Here is a 12,400-nt window from a genome sequence, read left to right as displayed (position 1 = left end):
CGCTTAGCCGGCGGTAGCCGGGGGATCGTTGCGCCGGGCCTTGATCGCGTCGATCACCGGGCGGAACGGGAACAGGAACTGTTCCCATATCGACAGCCGCTTGCGTTCGTCCTGCCCGACCACGTCTGCCTCGCCTTCACGGTACGTGCCGAAGACGCGATCGATCAGGATCAGCGAGTTGGCATAGTTGCAGCGGGTGTCCTCATAGGGCACCGAATGATGCAGGCTGTGGTTGCGGATCGTCGTGAAGAAGAAGGAATAGAACAGCGGTGGATCGGACCGCACGTTGGCATGGGCAAACGTGGACACCACGCCCAGAATGTTCGCGGCGCAGAAGATCGCGGCCAGCGGCAGGTCGAACAGCGCCACCACGCTCAGGCTGATCAGGAACAACTCGATCGGGTTGCCGACGTAGCCCTTCATCGCGTTCAGCTGGGTGATGTGGTGGTGCGGCGCGTGGGTGAGCCAGGCCGGATGCCAGTTGTGCATCAGCCGGTGCATCCAGTACTGCCCGAACTCGATCAGGAACACGACCAGCGCCACCTGGAGGAGAAAGGGCATGTGCATGGCCCAGTCGGTGGTGATGCCCAGCGATTTCTTGACCGCCTTCAGCGGATCTTCCGCGAGCGTGTTGGAAACCCACGAGATCGCGGTGTAGCCCAGGACCACATAGAACGTATCGGTCAGGAACTCGCGCTTGTTCAGCCGCCAGCCGGCGTGCCGTTCGAACAGGAACTCCAGCCCCAGCACGATCGCGGTGATGACAAGACCGGCCACGATGATGGTCGCCGGATTTTTGGCCAGCGCTTCGGGAATAAAGGCCCAGAACAGCACCACGGCGACGATCATCGCCGGCGGGATGAGGTTGACCAGCGTCTGCTTGAAGTCCTTGCCCATCGTGGTCCTCGGCGGATTGCTTTCCGAATGATGCCGGCATGCTATCGATATTACCTATATCGTCAAGCGTAATATTCCGCATTTGCTAACGCGTCCCGCAACGCATCCGATGGCAAGCGCGCCCAAAAAGGTATTACATAGACACATTATCGTAATAACGGCGTGGACAAGCAGGTTGTTTCGGACAATGCTGCACCGCGAAAGCGCACGCGCTGTTTCCTTGAAGGAGAACCGAAATGAACAGGCTCGGGTTGGCGATGGTGGCGCTTGCCGCTCTTTGCGTGGAGGCGCCTGCGGCGCAGGCGCAGGAAGAACAGGTCATCACCGTGCCGGGCTTCGCGGATTTCCTCGCGGTGGATGGCGATACGGTGTGGGCGACCAACAAGGGCAGGGTGGAGCAGTGGGCGCGCGGCGGCAAGCGCGCGGAAGTGCCGATGACGCGCCCCTGCGGCGCCATGGCCGTGGCCGACGGTGCACTGTGGGTCGCCGATTGCAAGGAAGGCGCGCTCAAGCGCATCGACACGCGCACCGCGCAGATCACTGCCACGATCCCGACCGGCATTGCCAATCCCTTCGGCGAACTGAACGTCGTGGCGGGTGCAGGCTCGATCTGGGTCGCCAGCGACGGCAAGGGCGCGGTTTCGCGCATCGATCCCGCGACCAACAGCGTGATCGCGACCATCCCGGTCGATCCGGGCACGTTCTATCTGGCCTTCGGGCTGGGATCGCTGTGGGCGGTCAGCAGCGCGCAGCAGTCCGTCCAGCGCATCGATCCCGCGACCAATGCCGTTGCCCGGAAGACCGCGCTGGGCAAGGAACCGGGCTTCCTCGCCGCCGGCGAAGGCGCGGTGTGGGTGCAGGAGCAGGGCGACGGCACCGTCGCGCGGATTGATCCCGCCACGGGCGCCGTCACCGGTCGGGTCAAGGTGGGCGATAACCTCAAGTACGGCGATATCGACACTGGCGGCGGCAAGGTGTGGCTGCGCACCACCGCCGACCAGGTGTTCGTGGTGATCGACCCGGCAACGCTGGCGATCCGCGCGCGCATGGGCAAGGCTTCGGGCAGCGGCGCGCTGCGCTACACGCGCAAGGGCGTGTGGACGACTTCGCACGACGTGCACACGCTCTCGTGGTGGACCAAGCCGGGCAAGATCGGGAATTAGCGGCGTAGCCCTCTTCCCTTCAGGGGAGAGGGTTAGGAGAGGGGCAAGCGCTGCGTCAGCCCCTCTCAACTCCGGCTAGAGGCTCGCGATGTAGGCGCGCCAGCCACCCAGGTGGGTGATGTCGGTCGCCCCGTCCATTGCGCGTGGTTCGGCGACGAAACCCTTCACGCTGCTGCCGTCGGCGAGCGTCACCGTGCCGATCGCGAGCGGGGGAACCACTTCGGCCACGAAGCTGCCGAAGGCGGCGACATCGAGTTCATAGACCTCGACCGCGATTGCCGCGCCATCGGCGTTGTGCACCAGTGCGGGCTTGGGCGGCACGCTGTCGGCGATGGCATAGAGCCGGTACGTGGATGCCGTTTCGAACGCGCCGACGAACGCGGCATCGCGCGAGGTAAGCTGCCAGTGCAGCGGCATGTCCTTGAGATGGGCGCCGACGACGGCGAGTTTCACGGTCTGCATACGTCCCTCCAGATCGAGCGGCGGTGGCGGCGGCAAGTCGGCGGCCGCCAGGTAGTCGTTGGCCAGCGTCAAAAGACCCTGATCGGTATCGGCAGGCCCGATGAGCGTGATCCCGAAGCCCGTGGCGTTCGCGCGCGTACCGGCCGGCACGGCCACGGCGGCCATGTCGAGCAGGTTCACGAAGTTGGTATAGGCGCCGAGGTTGCTGTTGAGCGCGATCGGCGCCGCCAGCAGTTCCGCCACGCGATAGGTCGTGCCGGTAGTGGGGAAGGCCAGCACATCGATGGCGTCCCACATCAGGTCGGCCTGTCGCTTCAGCGCCGCCAGGCGATAGATGCCGTTGAACAGTTCGACCGCGCCGATGTCGCGCCCCGGTTCGACGACCTTGCGCACCGTCTCGTCCACCGCTTCCGGATCGCTGGCGAGAATGCCGGCGATGGCGGCGGTGCGTTCGGCCACCCAGGGGCCACCATAGAGAAGCTGCGCCGCTTCCTGCAGTGGCGTGATATCGATCTCCACGATCTCGCCCAGCGTGCCAAGCCTTTCAAGCGCGCGGTCGTAAAGGTATTCGGATTCGGCATCGCCAAACCACAGGCGCTGCGCCCGGCGTGGCACGCCGATGCGCGCGCGGCCTACCGGGCGATCGGCCAGCGGCTTGGAATAGGGATCGGCGGCATCGAAGCCCGCCACCACGGCATCGATCAGGGCCGCGCCGGCGATGTCGTCGGTAAACGCGGTGATGCAATCGATCGTGCGGCAGGCGGGAACAAGGCCGCGTGTGCTCCACCGCCCCTTGCTGGGCTTGAACCCGACGAGATGGTTGAACGCGGCGGGCACGCGGCCCGATCCGGCGGTGTCGGTGCCGAGCGCGAAGGGCACCAGCCCCGCCGCGACGACGACCGCCGAACCCGAACTCGATCCGCCGCTGACATAGGCGAGGTTATGCACATTGCGCGGAATGCCATAGGGCGTGCGCGTGCCGACAAGGCCGGTGGCGAACTGATCGAGGTTGGTCTTGCCGACGCAGATCGCGCCGGCCGCCGTCAGCCGCGCGGCAACGTCCGACGAACCATCGGGGCGATAGGCGAACGCGGGGCAGCCGGCTGTCGTCTCGAAGCCGGCGACATCGATGTTGTCCTTCACCGCAAAGGGCACGCCCGCCAGCGGCAGCGTTTCGCCCGCCGCGATGCGGGCGTCCACCGCACGCGCGGCTTCGCGCAGCGCCTCGGGATCGGCGCGGCTGATCCAGGCCTGCGGTTGCACCGCATCGTAGGCGGCGATGCGCGCCAGCGTGTCTTCCATCACGGCGAGCGCGCTGGTTTCTCCGCTGGTGATAGCGGCGGCGGTGGCGGCAACGCCGCGCCGGGCGAACGACACGCTCATGCCAGCGGGCTCAAGGCCAGCATCGGCGCGCCGGGCAGCAGCGATTGCCGCTCCTCGAGATAGAGCGCGGCCACCGTGCCCGCGCCGGGGCTTTCGACCGGGCATTCCATTTTCATCGCTTCGATCACCGCGATCGTATCACCGGCTTCCACCGTGTCGCCGGGCGCGACCAGCAGCTTCCACACAACACCGCCGAACGGCGCCTCGATCACGTCGGCGCCATCGGGAACCTCGATGGCGACGGCGGACTCCGCTCCACTGTCCTGATCGGTCAGGTCGGTCACCCGGTCGAATTCGCCGATGCGCTGCCATTCGGCGCGTTCCGCATCGAAGGCCGCCTGACGCTGCGCCTCGAACGACGCGATCGTCTCGGCGTTATCGCGCAGGAACGCGCGATAATCGGCGAGCCGAAACTCCGATTCCTCGACCTGGATGGACCGGCGCCCGCTGGGGAAATCCCGGCGCCAGTCGGCCAGTTCCTCGGCGCTCACCTTGAAGAAGCGGATCTGGTCGAAGAAGCGTAGCAGCCACGGCTTGCCGGCCTCGAACGCATCGGTCTCGCGGTGCGTGTTCCAGACCTGGATGGTGCGGCCGAACAGCTGGTATCCGCCCGGTCCCTCCATGCCGTAGATGCACATGTAGGCGCCGCCGATGCCGACCACGTTGGGCGGGGTCCAGGTGCGCGCGGGATTGTACTTGGTCGTGACCAGCCGGTGCCGGGGATCGACCGGCGTTGCCACCGGCGCGCCCAGATAGACATCGCCCAGGCCCAGCACGAGGTAGCTGGCGTCGAAGATCACCTGCTCCACCGCGTCGGCATCGGGCAGGCCGTTGACGCGGCGGATGAATTCGATGTTGTCCGGGCACCATGGCGCATCGTCGCGCACGGCGGCCATGTACTTCTCGATCGTCTCGATCGTGGCGGGATCGCGCCAGCTCAGCGGCAGGTGGACGATGCGCGATGGCACCGCGAAGTCCTCCAGGTCGCCCAGCCGCTCCTCCGCATCGATCAGCGCGGCCAGCGCGGCGCCCTGGTCCAGCCGGACCCCATCGAAATGGAACTGGAGCGAACGGATGCCGGGCACGATGTCGATCACGCCGGGCAGCGCCATCCGCTCCAGCTCCGCCATCAGCGCGTGGACACGGATGCGCAGCTCGATGTCGAGCACGATCGGGCCGTATTCGACCAGGATGTTGCGATCGCCCTGCTGGCGATAGACGGTGCGCGGGCGCTCGCCCTTCGCCGGCAGATCGGCCAGGATCGGCGAAAGATCGACGATAGCCCGCGCGGCGGCTGGCGCCGGCGCCGTGCCGCTGGCGACGAGCGCACGCTGCGCCGCGTCGGCCTTGGTCGCGTCCTCGATCGTCACGGGGCGGAAGCACAGGCGATCGCCGGGCGCGAGTTGCCCGATCTTCCAGCGGTCCGCCGCGATCACCACGAACGGGCAGACGAAACCGCCGAGCGAGGGGCCATCAGGCCCGAGGATGATCGGCATGTCGCCGGTGAAATCCACCGCGCCGATGGCATAGGGATTGTCGTGGATGTTCGACGGGTGCAGCCCCGCCTCGCCCCCGTCGGCGCGCGCCCATTGCGGCTTGGGGCCGACCAGCCGCACGCCGGTGCGGTTGCTGTTGTAGTGGACCTGCCATTCCGCCGCCAGAATGGTGTCGATGTCCGCGTCGGTGAAGAAGTCCGGCGCGCCGTGCGGGCCATAGAGCACGCGCAGCGTCCATTCCTTCGCCAGATCGGGCAGCGGCGCGGCGGGAAGGGCATCGCCCGTGGCCGCGCCCGCCGGATGCAGCGTATCGCCCGCGAGCAGCCGGCGCGCGGCATGGCCGCCGAACTGGCCCAGCTCGAACGTGCTGCGGCTGTCGAGATAGGGCGGCACGTCGAGCCCGCCGGCGATCAGGATATAGCCGCGCAGCCCGCCGCCGGTAACGCGGCCGAACGCCAGCGTCTGCCCGGCCGCGATGTCGATTGCCACGCCGCGTTCGACCGGGACGCCATCGAGCCGGGCCTTGAAGTCCGCCCCCATCAGGCAGATGCGCGCGGGCGCGTTAAACAGCAGGATCGGCCCGGTAATGGTCATTTCCAGCCCGGCCGTGCCTTCGGGATTGCCGAGCAGGCGGTTGCCGAGACGGAACGACTGGTCGTCCATCGGGCCGGATGGCGGCACGCCGATGGCCCACAGGCCTTGCCGGCCCGGCCAGTCCTGCACCGTGGTCGCGGTGCCGCCGCTGATCACGCGGATGCCGCGCGGGCCGAAATTCAGCCCGTCGAGCAGGCGGGTGGAAACATCGCCGGCCACGAACGGGGCCGCGCGCACCACATCGCGCAGCCAGCGCAGGTTGGTCTCGATTCCGTCGACGCGGCTGGCGTCGAGCGACTGTTGCATCGCCGTGACCGCCTCGGCCCGTGTGGGCGCATGGACGATCAGCTTGGCGAGCATCGGATCGTACCACGCGCTGACCGTGGTGCCCGCCATGCACCATGTTTCGGCGCGAATATCCCCGGGGAAACTTACCGCGGTGAGCGTGCCGGATGTCGGGCGATAATCGAGCGCAGGGTCTTCGGCATAGAGGCGCACCTGGATGGCGTGCCCCTTGGGTTGCGGCGCCGGCGCATCTAGCATCGCGAAATCGCCGGCCGCGCCGCGGATCATCCATTCGACCAGGTCGATGCCCATGACCTCTTCGGTCACGCCGTGTTCGACTTGCAGGCGCGTGTTCATCTCCAGGAAGAAGAACCGCTCGCGTTCGGCATCGTAGAGGAACTCGACCGTGCCGGCCGACTTGTAGTTCGCCGCCTCGCCCAGCCGGACGGCGGCGGCGATCAGTTCGGCGCGCACGCTTGCGGGCAGGTTGGGCGCCAGGGCCTCTTCCACCACCTTCTGGTTGCGCCGCTGAAGCGAACAGTCGCGCTCGCCCAGCGCCATGATCCGGCCGGCACCATCGCCGAAGATCTGCACTTCGATATGGCGCGCGCGACCGACGTAGCTTTCCAGGAACACGCCGGCATCGCCGAAGTTGCCTTCGCCCAGCCGGGCCACGGCGGCGAAGCCCTGCCGCACGGCGTCGTCGTCCTCGCACACGCGCATGCCGATGCCGCCGCCACCGGCCGTGGCTTTCAGCATGACCGGGTAACCGATCTCGCGCGCGGCCGCGATTGCCTCTTCCTCGTCCTGAAGCAGTTCGGTGCCCGGCGCCAGCGGCACGCCATGTTCGCGCGCCAGCGCGCGCGCGCTGTGCTTGAGGCCGAAGGTGCGGATATTGTCGGGATTCGGTCCGATGAAGGCGATGCCGGCCGCCGCGCAGGCTTCGGCGAACTCGGCGTTTTCGGCCAGGAAGCCATAGCCGGGATGGATCGCGCCCGCGCCCGTCGCCTTGGCCGCCGCCAGAATCGCGGCGACGTTGAGATAGCTTTCCGCCGCCGGCGCCGGGCCGATGCAGACCGCTTCGTCGGCTTGCGAGACATGAAGCGATGCCACGTCGGCTTCCGAATAGATGGCGACCGACTTCAGCCCCATGCGGCGCAGGGTGCGGATGATCCGGGTGGCGATGGCGCCCCGGTTCGCGATCAGGACAGTATCGAAGCTCATGCCGCCACGATCATCCGTACCGGCGTCGGGTTGAACGCGTTGCAGGGATTGTTGATCTGCGGGCAGTTGGACACGACCACCGTCACGTCCATTTCCGCGCGCAGGTCCACCGTGAGCCCCGGCGCCGAAATCCCGTCGACGATGCCCAGCGCGCCGTCGGCTTCGACGGGAACGTTCATGAAGAAGTTGATGTTCGAAACGATGTCGCGCTTGCTGCGCCCTTCGATCAGGTTCGCCTCAAGGAAGTTCTCGACGCAGGCGTGCTGCGCCTTGGTGTGGTGGCCATAGCGCAGGGTGTTGGATTCGCACGAACACGCCCCGCCGATGGTGTCGTGGTAATCGACCGAGGTGCCGGTGATGACCATCATCGGCCGCCCCTCGTTGGATCGCAGCACCGTTCCTTCCCGCAGGAACAGGTTGCCCTGCGCCGCGACGGTATCCTGCGCGCTGTAGCGTTCGGCATCGTCGGCGGTGGCATAGAGCAGGAAATCGACCGCCTGGTTGCCTTCCAGATCGACGATCCGCAGCGTTTGCCCGGCCGCGACATGATGCAGCCACGGCGCGCGCGACGGCACGATTTCGTCATGCACGATGGTGCCGGGAAGCCCGGTGGTATGGGGGTCGTCGCTCATGCTGGCGAATTCCTTGGCTAGCGGCGGTAGTAATCTTCGACGTTGAGGAAGGCGCGCAGGCCTTCCGGCGTCGCGTTGCGGATCGCGTCGTCCGTGGGCGTTACCGGGCCGCGCCAGGCCGAAAGGCGCAGCGGGGTCACAGTCCAGTCCGGCCGCGGATCCAGCACGTGCGGACAGTTCGCGATGACCACGATCACGTCCATCTCGGCCCGCAGCAGCACGGTGCGGCCGGGTTTGTAGGGGCCGACCAGCGGCGTGATGGCGCCGTCGGTCTCGATCCGCGTGCCCTTGAACAGGTTGATGCAGGGGTGGACATCGCGCCGGCCAAGGCCGTGCTTCGCCGCGCCCAGCAGCAGGCGGTCGCGCCCGTTGGGGAAGGCGCCGCTGTTGCGGCCTTCACCGTAGCGGGCGCTGTTGGTAGCTGCGTTGGAGGTGCCGCAGAACGCATCGTGCGTTCCGGCGTCGTCCTCGACGATGCTCATCAGCACCCGGCCCATGTCCGACAGCAGCAGCTTGCCCGCGCCCAGGTAGGCGTTCCACTGGACCTTGACCGTATCGGCGACGTTGAGCCGTTCGGTCGGCAGTTCGGCGTTGAAGACCATCAGCGAGGCACAGGCATCGCCGCGCAGGTCGATCAGGCGCAGGCGGGTGCCGCGCGCCAGCCGGCGCGTGGCATAGCCGCCGGCGGCGACCACTTCTTCCCACAGCAGGTCGTCGGCAGGGACACCGGCGGGGAGGTCTTCGGCGACCGGCGGAAGCACCGGCATCGCTTCCACTTTCGTGCCGCCCATGGCCCGCGCGTGATCGCGCGCGGCGAGCGGATCGGCCAGCGCGGCGCTCATGCGGCCGCTCCCTTGCGCGCGCCGCGTGGCAGCTTCTGTTCCCGCGCGCCGGTGCCTTCCGCCTCGATATCATCCTGTTCGTAGAGCGGCGGAAGCAGGGCGGTCGTCGTGACCAGTTCGAGCTGGTGGACACCGCGAATGCCGCGCAGCGCATCGCACAGCGCCTTCAGCCGCACCGCCGGCCCCTGCACGAGCAGGACTTCGAGCGACTGATCGTCTTCCAGGAAGACGTGCTGCGAGGAGATGACTTCCTTGAGATAGTCGGCCTGCGTCTGGGCGAGCTGGTGCCGCACGCGTCCGCGATCGCCGCGATAGACCAGCGTGATCGTGCCGGCGAGCATTTCGTCGGGCCGGGTCAGGGCTTCATGCTCGGCCAGGGCGTGGCGAATCAGTTCGGCGATCAGCTGGGAACGCGACGGCAGGCCGCGTTCCTCCACCATCACGTCAAGCTGGCGGAAGAGTTCCGCCGGAAGGCTCATGCTGAGCCGGGCGAGGTTGGCTAGAGGAGGCTCGGTGCTCATGACGCAGGTCTCTCAATTATTACTAACTTGGTCAAGTGTAATACTCTCGTCGTTCGTCGGAACCGGACGAGGCTTCAGTCGCAGGTCGTAAACAGCGGTCGCGCCAAAGCGGTGCGGCGCGTGCGGATCGATCCGGCGCTTGTCGAGCGTGAGCACGCGCGTACCCAGCGCGAACGCCTCGCGCAGGTCGTGCGTGACCATCAGGATGGTCAGCGAATAGTCCCGCCACAACTGCGTGATGAGAGCGTGCATATCGGCGCGGATGCCCGGATCGAGCGCGCCGAAGGGTTCGTCGAGCAGCAGGATGCGCGGGCGCTTGATCAGCGCTTGCGCAATGGCCAGCCGTTGCTGCATCCCCCCCGACATCTGCGCCGGCAGCAGGTTCAGACTGTCGCCCAGGCCGACCGCGGCGAGCATCGCCTCCGCTTCGGCCGCCGCGGCGCGCCGGCGTGCGCCGAACAGCCGCGCGGTGAAGGGCGCTTCCGCGCATTCCAGCCCGAACATCACGTTGCGCAGGGCGGAGAGGTGCGGGAACACGGAATAGCGCTGGAACACCACGCCGCGATCCGGGCCGCATTCGGGCGCTAGCGGCACGCCATCGAGCAGGATCGAGCCGCGCGTGGGCCGCTCCTGCCCGAGAACGACGCGCAGCAGGCTGCTCTTGCCCGCGCCGGACGGGCCGATGATCGAGACGAAGGAACCGGCCTCGATATCGAGGTTCACCCGTTCGAGCACGACCTTGTCGCCGTATTCGACCCACAGGTCGCGCAGGCTGAGAAGCACGCTCAATGTCCGGCTCCATGCGCCCAGGGGTAAAGACGGTGGCTGAGCTTCACCAGCGCCACGTCCATCACGATCGCCAGCAGCGCGATCCACGCGACATAGGGCAGGATGATATCCATCGACAGGTAGCGGCGGACGAGGAAGATGCGGTACCCCAGCCCGACATCGGAGGCGATCGCCTCGGCCGAAATCAGGAACACCCATGCCGGCCCCAGCGAAAGGCGCACCGCCTGGATCAGGCGCGGCATCGCCTGCGGCAGGGCCACGCGCTGCATCAGTTGCCAGCTGCTCGCGCCCAAGGTCTGCGCCTTGATGATCTGTTCGCGGGGCAGGCTGGCGACGTGGGCGGCGATGTCGCGGATCATGAACGGGGCGATCCCGACCACGATCAGCGCGACCTTGGCGGTTTCGCCCAGGCCGAAGGCTATGAACAGGATCGGCAGCAGCGCGATCGGCGGGATCACCGCGATGCCGGTCACCAGCGGCCCGAACGTGACGCGCACCGGGGGCAACACGCCCAGCACCAGCCCGACGAGCAGAGCCGAGATGGTGGAGATGGCGAGTCCCAGCCCGAGGCGTTGCAGGCTGGCCAGTGTATCGGCCCAGAACACGATCTGTCCTGAAAGCGCGTCCGGCTCGCTCAGCAGCCCGGACATGGCTTCCACCATGCCGCCCGGCAGCGGCAGGATCTTGTCCGAAGGGTTGGCGGCATGGCGGCTGGCGGCCATGAACAGATAGAAGATGATCAGGATCACGACCGGCGCGGCGCCTAGCAGCACGCGATTGCCCGGCCGGATCTGGCGGTTCACCCAGCGCATGGGACCTCTACTTGGTTCGTACAGTCAACGGGCACCGAGGCGGCTCAAAGCTTGCCGTCGGCGGCCATTTTCATGAAGCTTTCATCGAAGCGCAGGGTTACGTGCCCCGGATCGCCCAGGGTCTTGCCGCCAGGGAAGGCCATGCCCACCGCGTCGGCCGACTTCGCGCCCTGGCCGAACAGTCCCTTGGAGAAGCTGAAATCGCGCACGCGGGTCATCGTGGTGACCAGCGCCGGCGCGGACGTGGCCTCCACCGCTTCCTTGGGATCGGCATAGAGGTGCGTGGTCGCCAGCTGGCTATCGAACACCTCCGGCGTCGTCCCAGCCAGCTTGGCCATTGCCGCACGCGCGGCCTTGCCCTGTTCGTCCTGCCGCAGCATCAGCGCCGTCGTCTCGTACCAGATCGCGGTCAGCGCCTTGCCCAGGTTGGGATTGGCCTTGAGCGTCGCCGTATCCACCACCAGCAGATCGAGGATTTCGCCGGGAATCTTCGACGAATCGAACACCAGCTTGGCGTTCGGCTGCGCTTTCATCACCGAAAGTTGCGGATTCCACGCGACCGCCGCAGTCGCCTGCGGGCTGGCCCAGGCGCTGACGATGTCGGCGTCCGAGGTATTCACCGTCTTCACGTCGGTCAGTTGCAGCCCGATCGAATTGAGCGCGCGGGCGAGCAGGTAGTGGGACACCGACAGTTCGGCGAGATAGACCTGCTGGCCCTTGATCGCGGCCAGGTTGTCGGCGCCCTTCAGCACGATCCCGTCGTTGCCGTTGGAATAGTCCCCCATGATGAGCGAGGTGGTGTCCTTGCCGCCGGCGGCGGGAATGGTCAGCGCATCCATGTTGGCGACGGTCACGCCGTCCAGCTTGCCGGCGGTGTACTGGTTCACCGATTCGACGTAGTCGTTCACCTGAACGATGTTGATCTTCACGCCGTACTTGTCGGCCCACTTCTTCACGATGCCCGCCTGTTGGGCATAGGGCCACGGCATCCAGCCGGCATAGATCGACCAGCCGATGTTGAACTCGGTCCGCGACTCGGCCTTCGTGCCACCCCCGGATGAGCAGGACGCGGTCAGCAAGGCCCCGGCCATAAGGGTGATCGTTCCAGCGACGCGAATCCGGTTCAGCATGAGTGAGACCCCTTTTTGCACTGCAACATTGCCGCATCGAAAGGCGTTTGTCTATGCGTCATTATTACCATTGCGCACTTTTGTAATATCACTGATTCTTCCCGCGTCGCGATCGGCCGCAGGAAGCCGAAGCATCCGCAGTTCCGGGAGAGAATGCCCCTGAGGCGCTC

Annotated in this window: 10 protein-coding genes; 1 reads left to right on the top strand and 9 read right to left on the bottom strand. The window is 66.9% G+C overall.

Translation table 11 applies throughout. The features are described from left to right. Positions 1–3: 3 nt before the first annotated feature. The gene (locus tag NMD1_RS02965) at positions 4–897 is read right to left on the bottom strand and encodes a sterol desaturase family protein (protein WP_125953562.1); all 894 of its coding nucleotides are present in this window, start codon (positions 895–897) and stop codon (positions 4–6) included. Positions 898–1,133: 236 nt separating this feature from the next. Here NMD1_RS02965 and NMD1_RS02960 point away from each other — a divergent pair, with 236 nt between their 5' ends. Then, the gene (locus NMD1_RS02960; RefSeq protein WP_125953561.1) at positions 1,134–2,060 is read left to right on the top strand and encodes a YncE family protein; all 927 of its coding nucleotides are present in this window, start codon (positions 1,134–1,136) and stop codon (positions 2,058–2,060) included. Positions 2,061–2,135: 75 nt separating this feature from the next. Here NMD1_RS02960 and atzF read toward each other — a convergent pair whose 3' ends face one another. Genes atzF through NMD1_RS02920 form a run of 8 tightly spaced genes read right to left on the bottom strand, consistent with a single transcriptional unit; the run spans position 2,136 to position 12,230 of the window. Continuing rightward, positions 2,136–3,905: an allophanate hydrolase gene (gene atzF / locus NMD1_RS02955; RefSeq protein WP_125953560.1), complete on the bottom strand. Its 1,770-nt coding sequence runs from the start codon at positions 3,903–3,905 to the stop codon at positions 2,136–2,138. After that, positions 3,902–7,504: an urea carboxylase gene (gene uca / locus NMD1_RS02950; protein WP_125953559.1), complete on the bottom strand. Its 3,603-nt coding sequence runs from the start codon at positions 7,502–7,504 to the stop codon at positions 3,902–3,904. The genes atzF and uca overlap by 4 nt, the downstream gene beginning before the upstream one ends. After that, on the bottom strand, positions 7,501–8,136 hold the full coding sequence (locus tag NMD1_RS02945; protein ID WP_125953558.1) for an urea amidolyase associated protein UAAP2: 636 nt from the start codon (positions 8,134–8,136) through the stop codon (positions 7,501–7,503). Before NMD1_RS02945 ends, uca begins: the two co-directional genes overlap by 4 nt. 17 nt (positions 8,137–8,153) lie before the next feature. After that, on the bottom strand, positions 8,154–8,978 hold the full coding sequence (locus NMD1_RS02940) for an urea amidolyase associated protein UAAP1 (protein ID WP_125953557.1): 825 nt from the start codon (positions 8,976–8,978) through the stop codon (positions 8,154–8,156). Beyond that, positions 8,975–9,499, bottom strand: a complete 525-nt coding sequence (locus NMD1_RS02935) for a CopG family ribbon-helix-helix protein (RefSeq protein ID WP_125953556.1) — start codon at positions 9,497–9,499, stop codon at positions 8,975–8,977. The genes NMD1_RS02940 and NMD1_RS02935 overlap by 4 nt, the downstream gene beginning before the upstream one ends. 12 nt (positions 9,500–9,511) lie before the next feature. Next, on the bottom strand, positions 9,512–10,288 hold the full coding sequence (locus NMD1_RS02930) for an ATP-binding cassette domain-containing protein (protein WP_125953555.1): 777 nt from the start codon (positions 10,286–10,288) through the stop codon (positions 9,512–9,514). After that, positions 10,285–11,100, bottom strand: coding sequence for an ABC transporter permease (locus tag NMD1_RS02925; RefSeq protein ID WP_125953554.1), 816 nt, complete (start codon positions 11,098–11,100; stop codon positions 10,285–10,287). Before NMD1_RS02925 ends, NMD1_RS02930 begins: the two co-directional genes overlap by 4 nt. A 44-nt stretch (positions 11,101–11,144) precedes the next feature. Further along, a complete protein-coding gene (locus NMD1_RS02920; protein WP_125953553.1) occupies positions 11,145–12,230 on the bottom strand; it encodes a putative urea ABC transporter substrate-binding protein in 1,086 nt (361 codons plus the stop codon). Between the last annotated feature and the right edge of the window lie 170 nt (positions 12,231–12,400).

Source organism: Novosphingobium sp. MD-1 (genome assembly GCF_001014975.1).
Lineage (GTDB): Bacteria > Pseudomonadota > Alphaproteobacteria > Sphingomonadales > Sphingomonadaceae > Novosphingobium.
Note: the sequence above shows the minus strand (reverse complement) of the source record. Positions and strands in the feature narration are given on the sequence as shown.